This window comes from Kineococcus deserti (assembly GCF_050871945.1).
Lineage (GTDB): Bacteria > Actinomycetota > Actinomycetes > Actinomycetales > Kineococcaceae > Kineococcus.
Window position 1 is genome coordinate 32,920 of sequence record NZ_JBJLSI010000031.1, and the last position, 21,960, is coordinate 54,879.

22 protein-coding genes are annotated in these 21,960 nt (G+C 74.4%); 17 read left to right on the plus strand and 5 right to left on the minus strand.

The features are described from left to right. The first annotated feature begins 55 nt into the window (after positions 1 to 55). Together mshB and ACRYR2_RS19720 are read left to right on the plus strand one after the other, a co-directional pair. On the plus strand, positions 56 to 1,135 hold the full coding sequence (gene mshB, locus ACRYR2_RS19715; protein ID WP_432564588.1) for an N-acetyl-1-D-myo-inositol-2-amino-2-deoxy-alpha-D-glucopyranoside deacetylase: 1,080 nt from the start codon (positions 56 to 58) through the stop codon (positions 1,133 to 1,135). A 166-nt stretch (positions 1,136 to 1,301) separates the two neighbouring features. Next, positions 1,302 to 3,257, plus strand: a complete 1,956-nt coding sequence (locus ACRYR2_RS19720) for an AAA family ATPase (RefSeq protein ID WP_432564589.1) — start codon at positions 1,302 to 1,304, stop codon at positions 3,255 to 3,257. Positions 3,258 to 3,413: 156 nt separating this feature from the next. On the opposite strand, the gene ACRYR2_RS19725 is transcribed toward ACRYR2_RS19720, so the two are convergent. Continuing rightward, positions 3,414 to 4,430, minus strand: coding sequence for a GNAT family N-acetyltransferase (locus ACRYR2_RS19725; protein ID WP_432564590.1), 1,017 nt, complete (start codon positions 4,428 to 4,430; stop codon positions 3,414 to 3,416). A gap of 103 nt (positions 4,431 to 4,533) precedes the next feature. Between ACRYR2_RS19725 and fdxA the strand changes: the two genes are divergently transcribed. From fdxA to ACRYR2_RS19740, 3 genes are read left to right on the plus strand one after another with little or no spacing between them, the layout of a single operon-like run. After that, positions 4,534 to 4,860, plus strand: a complete 327-nt coding sequence (gene fdxA / locus ACRYR2_RS19730) for a ferredoxin (RefSeq protein WP_432564591.1) — start codon at positions 4,534 to 4,536, stop codon at positions 4,858 to 4,860. Further along, positions 4,860 to 6,026 carry a succinyldiaminopimelate transaminase gene (gene dapC / locus ACRYR2_RS19735; protein WP_432564592.1) on the plus strand — a complete coding sequence of 389 codons (1,167 nt, stop codon included), beginning with the start codon at positions 4,860 to 4,862 and terminating at the stop codon, positions 6,024 to 6,026. Before fdxA ends, dapC begins: the two co-directional genes overlap by 1 nt. A gap of 54 nt (positions 6,027 to 6,080) precedes the next feature. Beyond that, positions 6,081 to 7,367 (plus strand): citrate synthase, encoded by a 1,287-nt coding sequence (locus ACRYR2_RS19740; RefSeq protein WP_432564593.1) that lies wholly within the window; start codon positions 6,081 to 6,083, stop codon positions 7,365 to 7,367. Positions 7,368 to 7,443: 76 nt separating this feature from the next. On the opposite strand, the gene ACRYR2_RS19745 is transcribed toward ACRYR2_RS19740, so the two are convergent. Then, a complete protein-coding gene (locus ACRYR2_RS19745; RefSeq protein ID WP_432564594.1) occupies positions 7,444 to 8,373 on the minus strand; it encodes a hypothetical protein in 930 nt (309 codons plus the stop codon). A gap of 2 nt (positions 8,374 to 8,375) precedes the next feature. Further along, positions 8,376 to 9,347 (minus strand): 2,3,4,5-tetrahydropyridine-2,6-dicarboxylate N-succinyltransferase, encoded by a 972-nt coding sequence (gene dapD / locus ACRYR2_RS19750; protein ID WP_432564595.1) that lies wholly within the window; start codon positions 9,345 to 9,347, stop codon positions 8,376 to 8,378. Between the two features lie 49 nt (positions 9,348 to 9,396). Between dapD and dapE the strand changes: the two genes are divergently transcribed. From dapE to ACRYR2_RS19785, 7 genes are all read left to right on the plus strand, one after another. Next, positions 9,397 to 10,530 carry a succinyl-diaminopimelate desuccinylase gene (gene dapE, locus ACRYR2_RS19755; protein ID WP_432564596.1) on the plus strand — a complete coding sequence of 378 codons (1,134 nt, stop codon included), beginning with the start codon at positions 9,397 to 9,399 and terminating at the stop codon, positions 10,528 to 10,530. Continuing rightward, the gene (locus ACRYR2_RS19760; protein WP_432564597.1) at positions 10,527 to 11,180 is read left to right on the plus strand and encodes an LOG family protein; all 654 of its coding nucleotides are present in this window, start codon (positions 10,527 to 10,529) and stop codon (positions 11,178 to 11,180) included. Before dapE ends, ACRYR2_RS19760 begins: the two co-directional genes overlap by 4 nt. Next, entirely contained in the window at positions 11,177 to 11,458 is a 282-nt protein-coding gene (locus ACRYR2_RS19765; protein ID WP_432564598.1) for a DivIVA domain-containing protein, read from the plus strand. Before ACRYR2_RS19760 ends, ACRYR2_RS19765 begins: the two co-directional genes overlap by 4 nt. Before the next feature lie 28 nt (positions 11,459 to 11,486). Continuing rightward, positions 11,487 to 11,975: a hypothetical protein gene (locus ACRYR2_RS19770; RefSeq protein ID WP_432564599.1), complete on the plus strand. Its 489-nt coding sequence runs from the start codon at positions 11,487 to 11,489 to the stop codon at positions 11,973 to 11,975. After that, positions 11,972 to 13,204 (plus strand): hypothetical protein, encoded by a 1,233-nt coding sequence (locus ACRYR2_RS19775; protein WP_432564600.1) that lies wholly within the window; start codon positions 11,972 to 11,974, stop codon positions 13,202 to 13,204. The genes ACRYR2_RS19770 and ACRYR2_RS19775 overlap by 4 nt, the downstream gene beginning before the upstream one ends. A gap of 121 nt (positions 13,205 to 13,325) precedes the next feature. Continuing rightward, the gene (locus tag ACRYR2_RS19780) at positions 13,326 to 13,493 is read left to right on the plus strand and encodes a DUF3117 domain-containing protein (RefSeq protein WP_166617328.1); all 168 of its coding nucleotides are present in this window, start codon (positions 13,326 to 13,328) and stop codon (positions 13,491 to 13,493) included. A gap of 81 nt (positions 13,494 to 13,574) precedes the next feature. Further along, positions 13,575 to 15,131, plus strand: coding sequence for a leucyl aminopeptidase family protein (locus ACRYR2_RS19785; RefSeq protein WP_432564601.1), 1,557 nt, complete (start codon positions 13,575 to 13,577; stop codon positions 15,129 to 15,131). Positions 15,132 to 15,288: 157 nt separating this feature from the next. On the opposite strand, the gene ACRYR2_RS19790 is transcribed toward ACRYR2_RS19785, so the two are convergent. Continuing rightward, the gene (locus tag ACRYR2_RS19790; RefSeq protein ID WP_432564602.1) at positions 15,289 to 15,945 is read right to left on the minus strand and encodes an O-methyltransferase; all 657 of its coding nucleotides are present in this window, start codon (positions 15,943 to 15,945) and stop codon (positions 15,289 to 15,291) included. Between the two features lie 244 nt (positions 15,946 to 16,189). Between ACRYR2_RS19790 and sigE the strand changes: the two genes are divergently transcribed. Genes sigE through ACRYR2_RS19810 form a run of 4 tightly spaced genes read left to right on the plus strand, consistent with a single transcriptional unit; the run spans position 16,190 to position 19,226 of the window. After that, a complete protein-coding gene (sigE, locus tag ACRYR2_RS19795) occupies positions 16,190 to 16,864 on the plus strand; it encodes an RNA polymerase sigma factor SigE (RefSeq protein WP_432564603.1) in 675 nt (224 codons plus the stop codon). Next, positions 16,861 to 17,457, plus strand: coding sequence for an anti-sigma factor (locus ACRYR2_RS19800; RefSeq protein WP_432564604.1), 597 nt, complete (start codon positions 16,861 to 16,863; stop codon positions 17,455 to 17,457). The genes sigE and ACRYR2_RS19800 overlap by 4 nt, the downstream gene beginning before the upstream one ends. Further along, complete coding sequence (locus tag ACRYR2_RS19805; RefSeq protein WP_432564605.1) at positions 17,454 to 18,827, plus strand: S1C family serine protease; 1,374 nt, start codon at positions 17,454 to 17,456, stop codon at positions 18,825 to 18,827. The genes ACRYR2_RS19800 and ACRYR2_RS19805 overlap by 4 nt, the downstream gene beginning before the upstream one ends. A gap of 9 nt (positions 18,828 to 18,836) precedes the next feature. Further along, positions 18,837 to 19,226 (plus strand): Sec-independent protein translocase family protein, encoded by a 390-nt coding sequence (locus ACRYR2_RS19810; RefSeq protein WP_432564606.1) that lies wholly within the window; start codon positions 18,837 to 18,839, stop codon positions 19,224 to 19,226. A gap of 111 nt (positions 19,227 to 19,337) precedes the next feature. On the opposite strand, the gene ACRYR2_RS19815 is transcribed toward ACRYR2_RS19810, so the two are convergent. After that, complete coding sequence (locus ACRYR2_RS19815; protein ID WP_432564607.1) at positions 19,338 to 20,483, minus strand: Mrp/NBP35 family ATP-binding protein; 1,146 nt, start codon at positions 20,481 to 20,483, stop codon at positions 19,338 to 19,340. A 95-nt stretch (positions 20,484 to 20,578) separates the two neighbouring features. Between ACRYR2_RS19815 and ACRYR2_RS19820 the strand changes: the two genes are divergently transcribed. Further along, positions 20,579 to 21,925, plus strand: coding sequence for a Gfo/Idh/MocA family protein (locus ACRYR2_RS19820; RefSeq protein WP_432564608.1), 1,347 nt, complete (start codon positions 20,579 to 20,581; stop codon positions 21,923 to 21,925). The last annotated feature ends 35 nt before the right edge of the window (positions 21,926 to 21,960 follow it).

Genomic DNA, 21,960 nt, shown 5'->3' on the forward strand with positions numbered 1-21,960 from the left:
CCAGGTCCGGAGGGCGGGAGGTGTGCTTCCGGCCGTTCGCGCGAGGATGGTGACCATGACCACGACTCCGCCCGAACCACCCGGACAGCCCGACGCCACGCCCGAGGGCGCGGCCGGAGCGGCGACGGTGGGACGCGACCCGCTGGAGATCGCCGCCGACGTCGTGGACGACGTCTCCCGCGAGCTGGACCCCGCCGAGCTGGCGGCCATGGACCACCTCGACCAGCCCCGGCGCGTGCTGTTCGTGCACGCCCACCCCGACGACGAGTCGATCGGCTCGGGCGCCACGATGGCCCGCTACGCCGACTCCGGCGCGACCGTGGTGCTGCTGACGGCCACCCGCGGTGAGCTCGGTGAGGTCATCCCGCCCGACCTCGCGCACCTGGACCCCGACGCCCTGGCCGAGCACCGCACGCACGAGCTCGCGACGGCCATGGAGGCCCTGGGGGTCGGCGAGCACCGGTTCCTCACCCGCCCCGACGGCTCCGGCTACCGCGATTCGGGCATGGTCTGGCTGGAGCCGGGACGCGCCGCGGCCGGTGACGACGTCGACCCCCGGGCGCTGGCCGCGGCCGATCCCGAGGAGGTCGCCGCCCGGATCGCCGAGGTGGTCCGCGAGGTCCGCCCGCAGGTCGTCGTCACCTACGAACCTGGCGGCGGGTACGGCCATCCCGACCACGTCCGGGTCCACGAGGCGACCACGCGGGCGCTGGTGCTGGCCGCCGGTGACCACCGGGACGGGTCGGTCCCGTGGCAGGTCGCCAAGGTCTACGAGATCGTCCAGCCCGAGGGACCCGTCCGGGCGGCGCTGCAGGCGTTCGTGGACGCCGGAGCCGAAGGGGCCGGGGCCGCGGACGGTCCGCTGCCGAGCGTCGTCGTCCCCGACGCGCAGGTCACGACGGCCGTCGACGGGACGGAGCAACTGCCCGCCAAGATCGCCGCCCTGCGGGCGCACGCCACCCAGATCAGCCTCGACCTCGACGCCGATCCGCCCGCGATGCGGCTGTCCAACGGTGTGCCGCAACCGATCTGGCCCGTCGAGCACTACCGGCTGGTGCACGGGGTCGTGAGCGGCCCCTTCGACGACGACGGCCGCGAGACCGACCTCTTCGCGGGGATCGCACCCACCTCCTGACCCGGGACGGCGTCGGCGGACGGTGTTCGCCTCGGCACGCTCGGTTGCGCCGGGCGGGTGAACGCGATCGTCCGAACGCGTCACGGTGGGTGGCCGCCGGTGTGCGGGCGGGGTTGGGTGGAACCACGTCCGGGACCCGCCGGACGGGATCCGAGAGGAGCGGTCCGTGGCCCACGTCCTGCGCGCCCCCGACCCGCGTCGCCCGTCCGCCCGTCCGCCCGCGCCCGCGCGCGCCGGCGTGAGGACCGGCAGGGACAGCGCCGACGTCGGCCGGGTGCGCGAGCGCAACCGCCGCCGGCGCACGCAGACGCTGCTGCTCGTGGTCCTGGCCGTGCTGCTCGTCGTCGACGTCCGGCTGGCGTTCGGGCTGCCGCTGCTGCCGTCCCTGCCGACGGTCGACCCGCTCTACCTCATGGTCGGCATCTTCTTCGCGCTGATGATCGCGCTGCTGCTCGGCCAGACGCTCCTGTCCGGCCGCTCCCCGCACGTGGTCTACCGGCCCGAGCAGATCGACGTCTCCCTGGACGACGTCAAGGGCCTGGACCCGGTGAAGGAGGACGTCGAGCGCAGCCTGGACCTGTTCCTGGCCGCGCGCACGTTCCGGCACCGCATGGGTGGCCGGCCGCGGCGCGGGCTGCTGTTCGAGGGCTCGCCGGGGACCGGCAAGACGCACATGGCCAAGGCGATGGCCCGCGAGGCCGGCGTTCCGTTCCTGTTCGTCTCCGCGACCAGCTTCCAGTCGATGTGGTACGGCGCCACGGCCCGCAAGCTGCGCTCGTACTTCAAGGCGCTGCGCAAGGCGGCCCGTCGCGAGGGCGGTGCCATCGGGTTCATCGAGGAGATCGACGCGATCGCCGGGGCGCGCGGCGGCATGAGCTCGATGACGGCGGCGCCCACGAGCTCGATCGTGGGCTGCGGCGGCCTGACCAACCTGCCGATGTCGCTGCCGACGACGGAACGCGCTGCGCTGCAGACCGAACGCCTCGCCTCCAGTGAGGGCGCGAGCGGCGTGGTCAACGAGCTCCTGGTGCAGATGCAGTCGTTCGACGAACCCTCGGGTTCCGAGAAGGTCCGCGGCTGGTTCGTCGACACCGCCAACCGGTTCCTGCCCGCGCACCGGCAGCTGAAGCGGCCCGTGACCGAACCCGTCGAGGTCCTCCTGGTGGCCGCCACCAACCGCGCCGACTCCCTGGACCCGGCGCTGCTGCGCCCGGGCCGGTTCGACCGCCGGATGAGCTTCGGGCTGCCCGACAAGGCCGGCCGTCGCGACCTCGTCGACCACTTCCTGGCCCGCAAGGCCCACGAGAGCGCCCTCGACGACGCCGAACGTCGCGACGCCCTGGCCGGCATCACCAACGGCTACTCGCCGGTGATGATCGAGAACCTGCTCGACGAGGCCCTCGTCAACGCCGTCCGCCGCGACGGCGACGGCATGAGCTGGGCCGACATCGAGCACGCCCGGCTGGTCACCGAGGTCGGCCTGGGGCAGCCGGTCGGCTACACCGAGCACGAGGCCCGGCTCATCGCCACCCACGAGGCCGGTCACGCCACGGTCGCCTGGCTCGTCGCCCCGCAGCGCCGGCTGGAGATCCTCACGATCGTCAAGCGCGCCAACGCCCTGGGCCTGCTGGCCCACGGCGACGCCGAGGACGTCTACACCCGCTCGCGCACCGAGCTGGCCGGCATGATCAAGATCGCCTTCGGTGGTCAGGTGGCCGAGGAGCTGTTCTTCGGCGACGTGTCCACGGGCCCGGCCGGGGACCTGCAGTCGGCCACCTCGGTCGCGGCGCAGATGGTGGGGTCGGCCGGCATGGCGGGCACGCTCGTGTCGTTCACGGCCGTGCAGCAGGGCGCGTTCGCCGACGGCAACCTCGTCGCCCGCGTCCTGGGCGACTCCGAGGGGCGCCGGCTGGTGGAGAACCTCCTGAGCGAGCAGAAGGAGTTCGTCCGCGAGCTCCTGGAGCGCAACCGGCACCTGGTCGCCGCGCTGCGCGACGCGCTGCTGGAACGGCACGAGCTCATCGGGCACGAGATCACCGACGTGCTGCAGGCGGCGAAGGCCGCCCACGAGCAGCCGCGGGTGATCGACCTGCGCGAGGGAGCCCCCGTCCGGGGGAACTGAGACTCGTCGCGGCCGGGACGGCAGGAGGGGAGTTCCGGCCGCGACGCACGACTCGCACCGCCCAGGAAGACGGGGGACTTCCGGGGGAGGCGGTGCGGGACGCGGGAACGGGAGCGTGTGCACCTCGGGGGGCTGAGGTGGGCCGCTCCCGTTCTGCTACCCGGCGGGTGCCACCCGGTAGTGGTAGGCGTGGTGCACGGTGAACCCCTGCCCGGCGTACAGCGCGCGGGCGCCGTCGTTGTCGGCCTGCACCTGCAGGTACGTGCAGGGCGCACCCCGCGAGCGCGCCCAGTCGGCGATCTCGGCCAGCACCCGCCGGGCCAGGCCGCGGCGGCGGTGCGAGGGGGCGGTCTCGACAGCGGTGACGCCGGCCCAGCCGGGCGACAGGGACCCACGCGCGATGGCCACCGTCTCGGACCCGTCGACCACCCGGACGAAGACCTGCTCGTCGGCCGAGACGAGGATCCTCCGGCCGGCGGGCGGCACCGTCGGGGCGCCCTGGTAGTGGTACTGCGCCAGCCAGGCGGCGTCCGGTTCGGGGGAGGTCTGCACGTGCAGCCCGGCCGGCAGCGGCACGTCGGACGCACCGGGCAGGTCGTCGGTCGCGGCCGTCATGACGACGGTGGGGGTGCGCACCGTCCAGCCGCGCGCGGCCAGCGCCTCGGCCGGTTGCGTGCCCTCGCCCAGGCCGTCGGCGGGGTGGGCGACCGACACCACCGCCCGCAGCCCCCGCGCGGCGTAGAACCGCTCGACGGCCTCGACCGCCTGCGGCACCGGCAGTCCCGGGTCGCCGACGGCCAGCGCCGAGTTGGCCCGGCCGGTGAAGCCCTCGCTCGCCCGCAGCCGCCAGCCGCCCAGGTCCAGGCGCTCCAGCGGCCGCCAGTGCTCGGCCATCACGCGCTCGAGGTCCTCGGTGCCGATCGCGGTGTGGGGAGCTCCGCGGCGCACCGGCGGCGGGGGCACGGGCTTGGCGGCCAGCACGTCGGCGCGGGCCACGCTCACCTCGCCGCGGCGGGTCGCGATCCGCAGCGTCACCGCGTCCGCACCGACCAGGTCGCCCAGCGCGTCGGAGGCCGACCCGTCGGGCAGGCGGTGCCGGACGACCACGCGGGACCCCACTTCGAGCTCGCGGACGACGTGGCTCCGGGGTCGGGCGGGGGTGACGTCTGCCACGTGTGGTCCTCCAGCGGTGGTGCTCGTGTGCGGGGCCCGGGAGCCGTCGGCGATACTAGGAGGCGCGTCCGGCCGCCCGCCCGCCGGAGGAGGAGGACAACCCGTGACCTACGTCATCGCGCAGCCTTGCGTCGACGTCAAGGACAAGGCCTGCATCGAAGAGTGCCCGGTCGACTGCATCTACGAGGGCAAGCGCTCGCTGTACATCCACCCCGACGAGTGCGTGGACTGCGGTGCGTGCGAGCCGGTGTGCCCCGTCGAGGCCATCTACTACGAGGACGACGTCCCCGACCAGTGGTCGGCCTTCACCGCGGCCAACGTCGAGTTCTTCGACACCGTCGGCTCGCCCGGCGGCGCCGCCAAGATGGGGCAGATCGACGCCGACCACGCCGTGGTCAGCGCCCTCCCGCCACAGGGCGAAGGGCACTGATGAGCGCGCCGACCCAGCCAGCGCGTCGCCGGGTCGGCGCGTCGCTCCCCGACTTCCCCTGGGACTCCCTGGCGGCCGCCAAGGCGACCGCGTCGGCGCACCCGGGGGGGTTGGTCGACCTGTCGGTCGGCACGCCCGTCGACGCGACCCCCGAGGTCGTCGCCGAGGCGTTGCGTTCGGCCGCGGACGCACCCGGCTACCCGCAGACCTACGGCACCGCGCCGCTGCGCGAGACCGTCGCGGCCTGGTTCGCCCGCCGCCGCGGCGTGCCCGCGCTCGACCCCGACGGCGTGCTGCCGACGATCGGGTCCAAGGAACTGGTGGCCTGGCTGCCGTTCCTGCTGGGCCTGGGGGAGGGCGACGTCGTCGCGCACCCCGCCGTGGCCTACCCGACGTACGACGTCGGCGCCCGGCTGGCCCGCGCCACGCCCCTGGGTGCCGACACCGTCGAGGAGCTCGAGGCCGCGTGGAACGCCGGGTCCCGGATCCGGCTGCTGTGGCTGAACAGCCCCTCCAACCCCACCGGCGCGGTGCGCACCGTGCAGGACCTCGCCGCGCTCGTCGCCTGGGCGCGCGCCCACGACGTCGTCGTGGTCTCCGACGAGTGCTACGCCGAGCTCGGCTGGGAACCGGCGCACGACACCACGGTCGGCGGGCTGGTCGCCTCCGTCCTGGACCCGCGCGTCTGCGGCGGGGACCACACCGGCCTGCTCGTGGCGTACTCGACGTCGAAGCAGTCGAACCTGGCCGGCTACCGGGCGGCGTTCCTGGCCGGTGACGTCGCGCTCGTGCGCGAGGTGCTGGAACTGCGCAAGCACGCCGGGATGATCGTCCCCTGGCCCGTGCAGGTGGCGCTGCGGGCCGCGCTGGCCGACGACGAGCACGTCGCGGTGCAGCGCGAGCGCTACCGGGCGCGGCGCGAGCTGCTGCGGCCCGCCCTGCAGCGCGCGGGGTTCCGCGTCGACGCCTCGCAGGCGGGGCTGTACCTGTGGAGCACCCGCGACGAACCCTGCCGCACGACGATCGACCTGCTCGCCCGGCGGGGGATCCTCGCCGCGCCCGGGGACTTCTACGGCCCGCCCGGCGCCCGGCACGTCCGGATCGCGCTGACGGCCACCGACGAGCGCATCGGGCAGGTGCCGGACCGCCTGCAGGACCTCGGATAGGTGTGTGACGGACCTGTGTTGGGCACGATCACCACGGACGGGTACGGTCGCGACATGGCTGACTCCGTGACGCTGAAGCACGCAGGTGGCGACCTCGACCTCCCCGTGACCCCTGCCACCGAGGGCGCCGCCGGCTTCGGCATCGGCAGCCTCCTCAAGGAGACCGGGCTCGTCACCCTGGACTCGGGGTTCACGAACACCGCCTCGTGCACCTCGGCCATCACCTACATCGACGGCGACGCCGGGGTCCTGCGCTACCGCGGGTACCCGATCGAGCAGCTCGCCGAGAAGTCCACCTTCGTCGAGACGAGCTACCTGCTCATCTACGGGCACCTGCCCACGGAGCAGGAGCTGACGGCGTTCACCGAGCGCATCCAGCGGCACACGCTGCTGCACGAGGACCTCAAGCGCTTCTTCGACGGCTTCCCGCGCGACGCGCACCCGATGCCGGTGCTGTCCAGCGCCGTCAGCGCGCTGTCGACGTTCTACCCGAACTCCCTGAACCCCTTCGACGTCGAGCAGGTGGAGCTGTCCACCGTCCGGCTGCTGGCCAAGCTGCCGACGATCGCGGCCTACGCCCACCGCAAGTCCCTGGGCCAGCCGTTGCTGTACCCGGACAACCGGCTCGGGCTGGTGGAGAACTTCACCCGGCTCTCGTTCGGCAACCCCGCCGAGGACTACGAGGTGGACCCGGCGCTGGTCAAGGCGCTGGACCAGCTGCTGATCCTGCACGCCGACCACGAGCAGAACTGCTCGACCTCCACCGTGCGCCTGGTCGGCTCGGGGCAGGCGAACCTGTTCGCCTCGGTCTCGGCCGGCATCCACGCCCTGTCCGGCCCGCTGCACGGCGGGGCGAACTCGGCCGTCCTGGACATGCTCGAGGCCATCAAGAACTCCGACGACGACGTCGACACGTTCATGACCAAGGTCAAGAACAAGGAGAAGGGCGTGCGCCTGATGGGCTTCGGCCACCGGGTGTACAAGAACTACGACCCCCGCGCGGCCATCGTGAAGAAGACGGCCGACGAGATCCTGTCCAAGCTGGGCAAGCGCGACGAACTCCTCGACATCGCCATGCGCCTGGAGGAGATCGCCCTCAGCGACGACTACTTCATCGAGCGCAAGCTGTACCCGAACGTCGACTTCTACACCGGCATCATCTACAAGGCCATGGGCTTCCCGACCAAGATGTTCACGGTGCTGTTCGCGCTGGGCCGGCTGCCCGGCTGGATCGCCCAGTGGCGCGAGATGATCAACGACCCGGCCACCAAGATCGGCCGTCCCCGCCAGGTGTACGTCGGCGAGGGCGCCCGCGACTACGCGGAGCTCGCGAGCCGCTGACCGACCGCCGACGTGCTCGACCCCGGAAGTGCCTGGTCGAGCACGTCGGGGGTCGAGCGTCGTCGGTGCCGTCGGCTCAGCCGACGCGGATCTGGACACCGCCGGCGGGCAGTCCGGTGGCGGTCTCCACCCAGTCGCGGCTGGACGCCGCGCGGGTCCAGCGCGAGCCCGCGACGCTGACCTCCGTCACGGGGTACGTGCCGGCGCTGGCGACGGCCCAGCCGGCCACGGCCCAGGCCGTGCGGGCGGGGTCCTCCCCGCCGAGGGTGAACTCGAACGCCCGGCCGCTGGTGCCCGCCACGACGGCCGGGGACGCCGTCGTCACCTGCGTCGCGGCGGCGTCGGCGACCCGCTGCGCGGTGTCGGTCAGCCGGGAGTCGTCGCCGTTCTCCAGCGGGACGTCCGCCCCGCGCAGGTGGCAGGTGAAACCGCCCGGCGTGTACCCCGTCAGAGCCGAGGCGATGAGCCGCGCCTCGGGTTCGTGGTCGCCGTAGGCCAGCGGGAAACCGCTGCGCTGCACCTGTTGTGCGGCGTCGGTGACCGGCAGGTCGCGGTACCCGTCGACCTCGATGAGGGCGTCGTAGAAGGCGTTCGTGGCGAAGACGGGGTCCTGGACCTGCTCGGGGGTGCCCCAGCCCTGCGAGGGGCGCTGCTGGAACAGGCCGAGGGAGTCGCGGTCCCCGTGGTCGAGGTTGCGCATCCCCGACTCCTGCACGATCGTCGCGATGCCGATGGTCGCGGCGCGGGCGGGCAGCCCGCGGCGCACGGACAGGCCCACGACCGTGGCGGCGTTGGCGGCCTGCTCGGGCGACAGGGACGTCGACTCGCCCTCGACCGAGGCCCAGCAGCGCTCGCGGACGACGGGCGCATCCGGGTCGCGGGTCAGCCACACGACGCCGCCGGTCACGGCCAGCGCCGTCACGGTCAGCGTCGTGGCCAGCCGCAGGCGCCGGGTGCGTCGTGCACCCGGCGGGGTCCGGCGGCGCTGGGGAGCACGGACGGCCACCGTCAGTTGGCGTGCAGGGCGGGGTTGAGCTCGACCCTGACGCCCTTGCGGGGCAGCGCCTCGACCTGGCCGGTCATCGAGTTGCGGCGGAACAGCAGCCCGTCCGAGCCGGACAGGGTGCGCGCGCTCACCGTCTGCTGGACGGTGCCGTCCTCGCCGAGCAGCGAGACCTTCGTGCCCGCGGTGATGTACGTGCCGGCCTCCACGACGCAGTCGTCGCCCAGGCTGATGCCCGTGCCGGAGTTCGCGCCGAGCAGGGTGCGCTCGCCGATGCTGACGACCTGCTTGCCGCCGCCGGACAGCGTCCCCATGATCGAGGCGCCGCCGCCCACGTCGGAGCCGTTCCCCACGACGACGCCCGCGGAGATGCGGCCCTCCACCATCGAGACGCCGACGGTGCCGGCGTTGAAGTTGACGAAGCCCTCGTGCATGACGGTCGTGCCCTCGGCCAGGTGGGCGCCGAGGCGGACGCGGTCGGCGTCGGCGATGCGCACCCCGGTGGGCGTGACGTAGTCGGTCATCCGCGGGAACTTGTCGATGCCCAGGACCGTCACCGGCCCGACGTTGGCCCGCAGCGCGAGCCGGACGCGCTCGAAGTCGGCGACGGCGCACGGGCCGTGGTTGGTCCACACGACGTTGGCCAGGACGCCGAAGAGGCCGTCGAGGTTGGCGCCGTGCGGGGCGACGAGGCGGTGCGAGAGCAGGTGCAGCCGCAGGTAGGCGTCCGCGGTGTCCCGCGGGGCCTCGTCGAGGTCGATCTCCACGGTCAGCACGCGCTGCCTGGTGCGGCGGTGGATGTCGTCGGCCTCGAGGGAGGCCAGCTCGGCCGGCACGCCGTAGGAGCTGGTGGAGGGGGCGGAGCCCAGCGCGGGGAAGGGGAACCAGACGTCCAGCACCGTGCCGTCCTCGGCGTAGGTGGCCAGGCCGTGGCCCCAGGCGCGTCGGGTCTGCTGCTCGGTCGTCTGCTCGCTCACACGGAGGACCCTACAAGCGTCCGACAGCCCGTCGGAGTCCGTGACTAGGGTGAGCGGCGTGACCGTTCCAGCTCCCGCGCTCGACCTGAGCGACCCCGCGATCGACGTCGTCGAGCTGACCCGTCGCGTCTGCGACATCCCCTCCGTCAGCGGCGACGAACGTGCCCTGGCCGACGCCGTGGAAGCGGCCCTGCGTGCGCTCGGCGGGTTCGAGGTCACCCGCGACGGCGACGCGGTCGTGGCCCGCACGACGCTGGGCCGGCCCGAGCGCGTGCTGCTGGCCGGGCACATCGACACCGTCCCGCTGACCGACCCGCCGAACCTGCCGGTCCGCCGCGAGCAGCACCCCCTCGACGGTGACGTGCTCGTCGGCCGCGGGACGTGCGACATGAAGGGCGGGGTCGGGGTCCAGCTGGCGCTGGCCCGCCGGGTGGCCGCGGCCGGCGCGGACTGCCCGCGCGACGTGACCTTCGTCTTCTACGACCACGAGGAGGTCGAGGCGGCCCGGAACGGCCTGGGGCGGCTGGCCCGCAACGCCCCGCACCTGCTCACGGCCGACTTCGCGATCCTGCTCGAACCGTCCTCGGCCGTCGTCGAGGGCGGCTGCAACGGCACCCTGCGCGCCGAGATCACGACGACCGGCAAGGCCGCGCACTCGGCGCGGCCCTGGCGCGGGCACAACGCCATCCACGACGCGGCGCCCGTGCTGGCCCGGCTCGCCGACTACACACCGCGGGAGGTCGACGTCGAGGGTCTGGTGTTCCGCGAAGCCCTCAACGCCGTCCTGATCTCCGGTGGCATCGCCGGCAACGTCATCCCCGACCGCTGCGTCGTGACCGTGAACTACCGCTTCGCGCCCGCGGTCGACGCGGCCGGGGCCGAGGCGCACGTGCGCGAGGTGTTCGCCGGCTTCGACGTGCGCGTCACCGACGCCGCCGACGGTGCCCGGCCGGGGCTGCACCTGCCGGCCGCCGCCGACTTCGTCGCGCGCACCGGGTCCACCCCGCTGCCCAAGTACGGCTGGACGGACGTGGCCCGGTTCTCCGCGCTCGGCGTCCCGGCCGTCAACTACGGCCCGGGGGACAACGCCACCGCGCACGCCGACGACGAACGCTGCCGGACGGCCGAGGTCGAGCAGTGCCTGCAGGTGCTGTCGGGCTGGCTGCTGGAGGGAGTCTCGTGAGCACGATCTGCTTGTACGGCAGCGCGTCCGGCGGCATCGACCCCCGGCACGTCGACCTCGCCGCCACCGTGGGCCGGCTCATCGGCGAACGCGGGCACGACCTGGTCTACGGCGGGGGCGGGACCTCGGTCATGGGCGCGGCCGAGGCCGCCGCGCGCGCGGCCGGGGCCCGCACGACCGGCGTGATGCCGCAGGCGCTGCTCGACCTCGAGCTGCCGCCACCGGGTCTGGGCGAACTCGTCGTCACCGACGACATGCGCCAGCGCAAGGCGGAGATGGACGTGCGCGCCGACGCGTTCATCGTGCTGCCCGGCGGGCTGGGGACGCTGGAGGAGCTCTTCGAGATCTGGGTCGCGCGCACCATCGGCCTGCACACCAAGCCGCTGGCCGTCCTGGACTGCGACGGGCACTACGCCGGGCTGCGGACGTGGCTGGAGGGCCTGGTCGGGCGCGGGTTCGCCCGGCCGCTGGTCTTCGACTGCATCCACTGGACCGACGACCCGGCCGAGGCCCTGGACTTCCTCGACGCCGCGCCCCGCGAGCGGGTCCAGCTGCCCAGCTCCGAGATCGTCGGCTCGTTCGTGGAGTTCCCGACCGACTCCTCCGACGGGGACCAGCCCGGGGACCAGCCCGGGGAGGGCGCGGCGTGACGGTCGTGCTGCTGGTCCTCGTCCTGCTGGTCGTGGGCGCCGTCGTGGCGGTCGTCACCGGCCGCGTCAGCGGCGCGCTGGGGCCGCAGACCTCCAGCCGGCCCTACCGGGGCCTGCCCGAGGGGCCGGTCGTGGCCACCGACGTCGACGCGGTCCGGTTCTCCCTGGGCGTGCGCGGCTACCGGATGGACGAGGTGGACGCCGTCCTGGACCGGTTGCGCGAGGAGATCCGCGAACGCGACGAGGAGCTGGCCGCCTGGCGCAGCGCCGAGGACTAGACCAGGCATCGACCGAGGAGTGGCTGCCGTGCACACGATCGACTTCACCGCGCGGTCCGTGGTGACCGGGCGGGTCCGGCACGTCTTCGACGTGCTGACCGACTGGCCCCGGCAGACCGGCTGGGTGCCGGCCACCGTCGTCTCGCGCCCCGAGGGAGGACCCGTCGGCGTGGTGGGGGAGCGGTTCGTCGCCACCACCAGGATCGGCCCGTTCACGCTGGTCGACTCCATGGAGGTCGTCTCCCGCGTCGTCCCGGACACCAGCGCCGGGTCCGAACGGCCCGGCCGGGTCGGGATCGTCAAGACCGGCGACCACCTCGGCGGCACCGTCGAGATCGTCGTCGCGCCCGCGGGGTCGGGACAGGTGCTCGTGGAGTGGACCGAGCACGTCGTCGTCCGCTCGCGCCGGCTCGCCCGGCTGGCCGCGCTGGGCGGGCCGGTGCCGGGGCTGTTCGGCAAGGCCGCGTTCGAGGTCGTCCTGCGCCGGGCGCGCGACGACCTGCGCGGACCCTCGTGAGCCTCGCGACGCCCGTCCGGCTGTCGCGCCGCTCCTCGCTGCACCTGCGCTGGTTGCGCACGCCCGTCGCCGTGCGGGTGCTGCTCGTCTACGCCCTGGCGCGGTCGTTCTCCGCCGCGGTGCTCGCCGAGGTCGCCCGTTTCCAGCCCGACAGCGACTGGACCCCCGGCGGAGCCGGGTACGGCGACATGCTCGGGCTGTGGGACGCCACGTGGTACCGGCAGATCGCGCAGGACGGGTACCCGCGGTCGGTGCCGGTGGGCACGGCCGGGGACGTGCAGCAGTCGGCGCTCGCGTTCTACCCCCTCGCCCCGCTGCTGGCGCGGCTGCTCATGACGACGGGCCTGTCGTTCGAGGCGGCCGGGGCGCTGGTGTCGCTGCTGGCCGGGGCCGCGGCCGCCGTCGGGGTGCACGCGCTGGTGCACCGCGCGCTGGCGCAGCGCGCCAGTGCGGCCGTCGCGCGCCGCGGGGCCTGGAGCGCCGCGGTGCTGTTCTGCGTCTCCCCGCCCTCGCCGGTCTTCCAGGTGCCCTACACCGAGGCCCCGGCGCTGGCGCTGCTGGTGGCCTTCCTGCTGTGCCTGCAGCGCGGCCGGTACGGCCCGGCGGCGCTGGTCGCGCTGGCGCTGGGGCTGACCCGGCCCGTCGCGGTGCCGCTGTCGGTGGTCGTCGTCGTGCACCTGGTGCTGCGCGCGCTGGCCGGGCGCCGGGCCGGGACGGTGCTGGGCGGCCGGGAGGCCCTGCGCTGCCTGGGGCTGCTGGCCGCCTCGGGGCTCGCGGGGCTGCTGTGGCCGGCCACGGCGGCGCAGCTGACCGGTCGCACCGACGCGTACACCGCGACGATGGGAGCCTGGCGCGCCGGGGGTGAGGTGGTCTGGCTCGAGCCGTGGTGGGGGATCTCGCAGTACGTGCTGGGCCCGGTCGGGCCGGTGGTGCTGGTGCTGGCCGTCGCCGGCTACGTGGTGTGGATGCTGTCGCGACGCACCGCCGTCCTGGGGGCCGACCTGCGGGCGTGGTGCCTGGCCTACGTCGGCTACCTGCTGCTGGTCCTGGACCCGTTCACCAGCCTCTTCCGGTACCTCGTCTTCCTCTTCCCGCTCGGCGGGCTCGTCGCGACGCGGCCGGGGAGTCGCCCGGTGCTGCGCGCGTGGGTGGTCTGTTCCCTTGCGCTGCAGGTGGTCTGGGTCGCGTGGTTGTGGCGGTTCTCGCCGCCGGCCGACTGGCCACCGTGATCGTCTTCGTGCCCCTGCGCCCACCAGGGGGGTGCGGTGGGGGATGATGTACCCCACACGCCGACCGCAGCACCCGGCCGCGGGGGCGGCGCGAACGAAGACGACGAGAGGGAGCACGCCGATGGCGGCCATGAAGCCGAGGACCGGGGACGGTCCGCTGGAGGTCACCAAGGAAGGGCGCGGCATCGTCCTTCGGATGCCGCTGGAAGGCGGTGGGCGTCTCGTCGTGGAGATGACTCCCGACGAGGCCAGCGCCCTCGGAGAGGCCATCACCTCGGTCGTGGGCTGAGGCGATCGAGGCGGGGCGGGCACCGACGGTGCCCGCCCCGCCTCGTCTGCGACCCCCTGCAGTGCGAGAGCGAGGACCACCGTGAGCACCCCCACCGTCAGCCCGGCCGTCACCGCGGCCGCCCCCGACCTGCGCCGCTGGACCCCGCCCGTGGTGGAGGTCCGCCGCACGGCGCTGGCCTCGGCCGACCTGGCCGGGATGGAGGTGCTGGCCGTCCCGGTCGCCCCCGGCGCCGGTCCGGACGCCCCGCTGCAGCCGCGACCGGGCGCCGCCGACGCGGCCGTCCGCTACGGCATCGACCTCGCGGCCGTGTGCGCGGCGGAACAGGTCAGCGGCGCGGCCGCGACGATCACCCGGCTGCCCGTGCCCGCCCCCGAGGGCAGCCCGCGCCGGCTGCTCGTGGTGGGCGTCGGCGACTCCTCGCCGACCGCCCTGCGCCGCAGCGGCGCCGCGCTGGCCCGTGCCGCGGGCACCGGGGACGTCGTGACCACGCTGGCCGACGGGGTCGGCGCGGCCGGCACGCGGGCCTTCGTCGAGGGCTTCCTGCTGGCCTCCCACGTCCCGCCCGTCAGCGGCCGCAAGGCCGCCGCCCCCACCACCGCGCGCCGGCTCGTGCTGCTGGGGGAGGTGGCCGTCGCCGACGTGCGGCACGCGGAGGTGACCGCCGGGGCGACGGTCCTGGCCCGCGACCTGGCCGCCACCCCCTCGAACGTGAAGAACCCCGCGTGGATGACCGAGCAGGTGCGCGAGGTCGCCGCGGGCCTGCGGCTGAAGGTCGAGGTCCGCGACGAGACGCGGCTGCGCCGCGAGGGGTTCGGCGGTCTGCTGGCCGTCGGGGCGGGGTCGGCCTCGGCGCCCGCGCTGGTGCAGGTGGGCTGGACGCCGCGCGCCACCCCGGAGGCACCCCACGTCGTGCTGGTGGGCAAGGGCATCACCTACGACACCGGTGGCCTCGGGATCAAGCCCCGCGAGTCGATGGTCGCGATGAAGACCGACATGGCCGGTTCGGCCGTCGTGCTGGCCGTCGTCGCGGCGGCGGCGAAGCTGAAGCTGCCCGTCCGGGTCACCGGCCTGCTGGCGCTGGCCGAGAACGCCTTCGGCGCCTCCTCCTACCGCCCCGGTGACGTCGTGACGCACTACGGCGGCCGGACCACCGAGGTGAACAACACCGACGCCGAGGGGCGCATGGTGCTCGGCGACGCGCTGGCCTACGCCGACGCGGTGCTGCAGCCGGACGTCCTGGTCGACGTGGCGACGCTGACGGGGGCCGCGACGCTGGGCCTGGGCAAGCGTCACGCCCCGCTGTACTCGGCCGACGCCGCCCTGGTCGACGAGCTGCTCGCCGCCTCGGCCGCGACCGGTGAACGCCTGTGGCACATGCCGCTGGTCGAGGACTACGCCGGCGCGATCGACTCCGACGTCGCCGACGCCCGCCAGGTCACCACGACCCCGGGGTTCGGGGCCGGCTCGATCCTCGCGGCCCTGTTCCTGCGCCCCTTCGCCGGGACCCGTCGCTGGGCCCACCTCGACATCGCCGGCACCGGCCGCGCCGACGGCCCCGAGCACGAGGTCACGAAGGGCGCGACCGGGTTCGGCGCGCGCGTGCTGCTGGAGTGGCTGGAGAGCATGTCGTCGTGACGTCGGGATCGGCGGTGACGTCCGCGTTCCGTGCCCCGCGCTGGACGGCGACGGCCTAGAGGCCGGCGACGGACACCGTCGCTGCCGTCGTCGTCCAGCGCGGGGCACGGAACGGGACTCCAGGGAGCCGCGCCTCCCGGCGTCGAAGGACACGACATCAGGAGTGCTTGACCGCCAGCAGCAGCCCGTCGCCGGTGGGGAGCAGCGTCGGGAACCAGTTCCCGTCCTCGAGCACGACGCGGGACACCTCGCGCAGCGCGGCGGTGGAGGCGTCACGCGCGGCGGGGTCGACGACGCGACCCTTCCAGAGCGCGTCGTCGACCACCAGCAGCCCGCCGACCCGCAGGAGCCGTCGCGCCTGGTCGAGGTAGGCGGAGTACTCCCGCTCGTCCCCGTCGAGCAGGACGAGGTCGTAGGCGCCGTCGGTGAGCCGGGGCAGCACCTCCAGGGCGCGGCCGTTGATGAACCGGGCGCGGTTGGGCCGGATCCCGTCCTCGGCGACGGTCTCGCGGGCGGCGCGCTGCGCCTCGCCGTCCACGTCGATGGTCGTGACGACCCCGTCGTCGCCCATCCCGCGCAGCAGGCTGAGCGTCGCGACGCCGGTGCCGGTCCCCACCTCGACGACGGTGCGGGCCCCGTTGGCGGCCGCCAGCACGGTGAGGGTCGCCGCGACGCCGGGGGAGACGGGCTCGAGGCCGAGGTCGGCGGCACGTTCCCTCCCGCGCTGCAGCACCTCGTCCTCGGGGACGAACTGCTCGGCGTAGGCCCAGCTGGCGGGCTGCTTGCTGGACGGGCGAGACGAAGACGTCGGCACGTGCGCAATCTAGTGCACGTCGTGATCTCACCCGGCGTGATCAGGTGATCGCGCACCGGGGTGGTCCGACGGTTCGCCGTGCGCGGACTGCGAAGGGGCTGTGAAGCAGGCGCGTGCGGAACTGCGCAGGTCAGACCTCCGTTGGACCCGGTGACGCCGACCGGCTGGACCTGCCGCCCGGGACTGGCTCGACGAAGGGGAGTGGGAGACCATGGGAGCACTCGCGGTGCCGTACCCGGCTCCGATGACCACCCGTTCCAGGAGGAACCCCGTGAGCGACGACCCCGGCCACCGTGCCGGTCGTTCCACCGACCAGGCCGCCGTCGACCCGGCGACCCTGTCGCCGGCCGTCGCGGCCTCGGCGTGGGTGCCGCCCACGTGGGAGGAGGTCGTGCACGACCACTCCGCCCGCGTCTACCGGCTCGCCTACCGCCTGACGGGGAACCGCCACGACGCCGAGGACCTCACCCAGGAGGTCTTCGTCCGGGTGTTCCGCTCGCTGTCCAGCTACCAGCCGGGCACCTTCGAGGGCTGGCTGCACCGCATCACGACCAACCTCTTCCTGGACCAGGTGCGCCGCAAGCAGCGCATCCGCTTCGACGCCCTCGCCGAGGACGCCGGCGAGAAGCTGGCCAGCACCGACGTCGGCCCCGAGCGCGCCTACGAGCACCGCAACCTCGACGACGACGTCCAGCGCGCGCTGGACGCCCTGCCGCCGGACTTCCGCGCCGTCGTCGTCCTGTGCGACATCGAGGGCCTGTCCTACGAGGAGATCGCCGCGACGCTGGGGGTCAAGCTCGGCACCGTCCGCTCGCGCATCCACCGCGGCCGCGCCCAGCTGCGCGCCGCGCTGGCCCACCGCGCGCCGCGCCCGCCGGCCGCCGCCCCGCAGTTCGCCTACGGCGAGGACAACTCGTGAGCGGTCCGCACCTCGGGGCGCGGGTCACCCCGCTGGTCGACGGCCGCCTGGCGGCGGACGCGCAGGCGCGCGCGGCCGAGCACCTGCGCGGGTGCCTGGAGTGCACCGACGCCGTCGAGTCCGAGCGGCTCGTGCGCGCACGGCTGCAGGCCCTGGGTGCTCCCGAGGTCTCCGAGGACCTCATGGCGCGGTTGCTCGACATCGGCGGTCCCCACGGGCCGCTGCCCCCGCGCGACCGCCCCATCGCCAACCCGGCCCGGCCCGTCGTCGGGCTCGCGCCGCCGTCGCGCACCGATCCGGTCCGCGCCCGCGGTGGACGGGGCCCCTCCGGGCGCGCGGCCCGGCGGGTGCGCCGGCGTCCGGTCGCGGCCGCGCTGGCCGGCACGTTCTCGCTGCTGGGGGCCGGCATCGTGGGGGTGCTCGTGCTCGGAGGCGTTCCGGGGGGCGACGCGCCCGCGCCGGTCGCCGAGCTGCGCACGACCCCGTCCGCCTCGCCCACGAGCACGACCGTGAGCCGGGGGCTGCCTCCGGCCTCGCCGAGCGCGACCGCCCCGACGTCGGCCTCGCCCGGCAGCGCGCTGCCGACCCCGTGAGCACCCCTTCCTCGCCGGGTGGCGACTGGGCCGACCCCGCCGCGGGCCGCGACCCGTGGGCCACTCCGCCGGTGCCGGGCCGGGACCAGGAGCCGCAGGACGCGGCGCCCGACAGGTGGCGGCAGCCGCAGGGCCACAGCGCCGGGCACGACGCGTTCCCGCCGCCGGCCCCGTTCGACCCCTACGCCCCACCCGGCCAGCAACCCGGCCAGCAACCCGGCCAGCAACCCGGCCAGCAACCCGGCCAGCAATCGGCCCAGCAGCCCTCGCGCGGGCACGGGTCACCGGCCCGCTGGATCGGGGCGGGTTCGCTGGTGCTGCTGCTCGGCGTCCTGGGCGGTTTCGCGGGCGGGCTCCTGCAGGAGGAGCTGTCCGACGACGACGTCACCTACCCCGCCGTCGCCCTGCCCTCACCCTCACCGGGGACCACCGACCGGCCCGGCGGATCGGTCGCCGGCATCGCCGCGACCGCGCTGCCCAGCGTCGTCGCGCTGCAGGTGCAGGGCAGCGAGGGCCTCGGCACGGGCTCGGGCTTCGTCCTGGACGCCCCGAGCGAGGGGGGCACGTTCGTCCTCACGAACAACCACGTCGTCGCCGGCGCCTCGGGCGACGGGATCGTGGTCGTCTTCCAGGACGGTCAGCAGGCGGCCGGCGAGCTGGTCGGGGCGGACGTGTCCTACGACCTGGCCGTCGTGCGCGTGGACCGGACCGACCTGCGGGCCCTGCCGTTCGGCGACTCGGCCTCGGTCGTCGTCGGCGACCCGGTGGTGGCCGTGGGAGCGCCGCTGGGTCTGCAGGGGACGGTGACCGAGGGCATCGTCTCGGCGCTGAACCGGCCCGTCTCGGCCGGCCAGTCGGCCGGCGACGCGTCCTACATCCAGGCCATCCAGACCGATGCGGCGATCAACCCGGGCAACTCCGGTGGTCCGCTGCTCAACGCCGCCGGTGAGGTCATCGGCATCAACTCGGCGATCGCGACGCTGCCGGGGGCGGACGGGTCGCAGGGCATCGGCAGCATCGGGCTCGGCTTCTCGATCCCCTCCGAGCAGGCCCGGCGCACGGCCGAGCAGCTCATCCAGACCGGTCGCGCCGTGCACCCGGTGATCCGGGTGTCGCTGGACAACTCCTACACCGGCGAGGGCGTGCAGATCCTCGACCAGCCGGGGGCCGTGGAACCGGGTGGGCCGGGCGACCGTGCGGGACTGCAGCCGGGCGACGTCGTGCTGGCCATCGACGGCCGGCCGGTCACCGAACCGGTCGAGCTCATCGTCGACATCCGGGCGCGCGAACCCGGCGAACAGGTCACGCTGACCGTCCGCCGGGGTGGCCAGACGTCCGAGGTGCCCGTGACCCTGGAAGCCGACGGTTAGGATCGCCCCGTGTTCGGCATCAACGGGGGCGAGTTCCTCGTCCTCCTCGTCGTGGCGCTGGTGATCCTCGGACCCGAGCGGTTGCCCCACTACGCCGAGCAACTGGCTGGTCTGGTCAAGTCCGCGCGGCGCTTCGCCAAGGGCGCCCAGGCCCAGATGCGCGAGGAACTCGGTCCCGAGTTCGACGACATCGACTGGCAGAAGCTCGACCCGCGTCAGTACGACCCGCGCCGCATCGTGCGCGAGGCGCTCACCGAGGCGTGGAACGACGAGGACGACGAACCCGCCCAGAAGAAGACGTCCGCCGTCGGCACCGCCAAGGGTGTCGACCTCGGCAAGAAGTCGTCCGAACCGGCGAAGAACCCCGCGCCGGTCGCCTACGACGAGGACGCGACCTGACCCGCGTCACCTGGGCGTGATCACAGGAGTGCTCGATCACGGTGATCGGGCACTCCCGTGATCGAGCAGTCCCGGAACCGGCGCGCAGCACCGGCGATCGTGCGTTCCGGGTCAGGCGACGCTGACCCCGAGCCGGCGTCCGGCCAGCCCGCGCGGGCGGTGGGCCAGGTGACGGGCCAGGTCGCGCAGGGCGAGCGCAGCGGGGGAGTCCGGCTGCGAGAGCACCACGGGCGTCCCGGCGTCCCCGCCCTCGCGCAGCGCCACGTCCATCGGGACCTGCCCCAGCAACGGCACGTCGGTGCTCAGGCGCTGCGACAGCGAGGTCGCCACGGCCTGACCGCCGCCGGACCCGAAGACCTCCAGGCGCTGACCGTCGGGCAGTTCCAGCCAGCTCATGTTCTCCACGACGCCCACGACGCGCTGCTCGGTCTGCGCGGCCACGGCACCGGCGCGTTCGGCGACCTCGGACGCGGCGACCTGCGGGGTCGTCACGACGAGGATCTCCGCGCGCGGCAGCAGCTGCCCGACGCTGATCGCGATGTCGCCCGTGCCCGGGGGCAGGTCGAGCAGCAGGACGTCCAGGTCGCCCCAGAACACCTCCGAGGCGAACTGCTGCAGGGCGCGGTGCAGCATCGGCCCGCGCCAGGCGACGGGCTGGTTGCCGGGCACGAACATCCCGATCGACATCACCCGCACGCCGTGGGCGACCGGCGGGATGATCATCTCGTCGACCTTGGTCGGCTTGCCCGTGACGTCGAGCAGCCGCGGGATCGAGAAGCCGTGGACGTCGGCGTCGAGCAGGCCGACCCGCAGGCCGTCGGCGGCCATCGCGGCGGCCAGGTTCGCGGTCACGCTGGACTTGCCGACCCCGCCCTTGCCCGAGGCCACGGCGTAGACGCGGGTGAGGCTGCCGGGGTCGTTGAACGGGATGGTCGGCGCGGCGCCGGTGGTGCCACGGACCTTCACGGTCACCTCGCGGCGCTGTTCGGGCGTCATCTCCCCGAGGTGCACGCGCACGCCCGTGGCGCCCTCGACGGTGCGCACGGCGTGGGTGACGTCGCGGGTGAGGGTCTCGCGCATGGGGCAGCCGGCGATGGTCAGCAGCACGCGGACGTCGACCATCCCGGCCGCGTCGACGTCGACCGCGTCGACCATGCCGAGGTCGGTGATCGGGCGGTGCAGTTCGGGGTCGTCGACCGAGCGCAGCGCCTGGAGGACCCCCGCGCGCACGCTCTCGGAACTGGGCGTGGGCGACATGGCTCCAGCGTACGTGGCGATGGTTGACCGGCCGGACGCGCGGTGGCAGGGTTGAGCGCGGAAAGCGCTTGCCGTCCCTCGCCGTGGAGGATTCCTTGCCTGCTCGCCGCTACGCCCTGGTCGGGACCGGGTCCCGGGCCTCGATGTACCTCTCCGCGCTCGCCGGCGCGCACGCCGGGGACGGTGAGCTCGTCGCGATCGCCGACACCAACCCCGGGCGGATGGACGTGCACACCCGCCGGCTGGTCGCCGCGGGCCTGGCCGCCCCCGAGCAGTTCGCGCCCGCCGACCTGGCCGAGACCGTCCGACGGCTCGACATCGACCGGGTCGTCGTCACCACGCCGGACCGCTACCACGCCGACTACGTCGTGGCCGCCCTCGAGGCCGGGGCGGACGCCGTGGTGGAGAAGCCGCTGACGACGACCGAGGACGGTGTGCGGCGCATCGCCGAGGCCGTCGAGCGCACCGGCCGCGACGTGCTCGTGACCTTCAACTACCGCTACGCGCCGCGCAACAGCGCGCTCAAACGGGTCATCGCCGACGGCCTGGTCGGCGAGGTGACCTCGGTGCACTTCGAGTGGGTGCTCGACACCGCGCACGGTGCGGACTACTTCCGCCGCTGGCACCGGCAGAAGGAGAACTCCGGCGGGCTGCTGGTGCACAAGAGCTCGCACCACTTCGACCTGGTGAACTGGTGGATCTCCGGCGTGCCGACCCGCGTGTTCGCCAGCGGCGGGCTGCGGTTCTACGGCGCCGAGAACGCCGCCGCACGGGGCCTGGGCAAGCGCCCCGGGCGCGGGACGTCGGAGGAGGCGCGCGGGGACGCGTTCTCCCTCGACCTGCGCGCCAGCGAGGCCAACCGCGAGCTGTACCTGGAGAACGAGGGCCATGACGGGTACCTGCGCGACCGGGACGTCTTCGACCCCGGGATCACCATCGAGGACAACCTGGCCCTCGTCGTCGACTACGCGGTCGCGCGGGGCACGGCCACGATGTCGTACGCGCTCAACGCCCACTCGCCGTGGGAGGGGTACGTCGTGAACGTCAACGGCACCCTCGGCCGCGCCGAGCTGACCGTCGTCGAGCGGGGCGCGGTCCTGCTCGAGGGCGGCACGGTGGACCCGAGCATGCACCCCGAGGAGGTGGCCGACGACGAGACCCGACCCGTCTCGGAGCGGCTCGTCCTGCAGCAGCACTTCGGAACCGCCCGCGAGGTCCAGATCCCGGCCGGCGAGGGCGGGCACGGCGGCGGCGACGCCCTGCTGCTGCGCGACGTGTTCGAGGGTCCGTCGGCGGACCCGCTGGGCCGCACCGCCTCCTGGCGCGACGGGGTGCGGTCGGTGGTCGTCGGGATCGCCGGGAACGCCTCGCTGGCCACGGGTCAGGCCGTGCGGACCGCCGACCTCGACCTGGGCCCGGCCGTCAAGACCCTCCTGCCCTAGCCGCCCCGGAAGAGCCCGCGGAAACAACAGTCTCC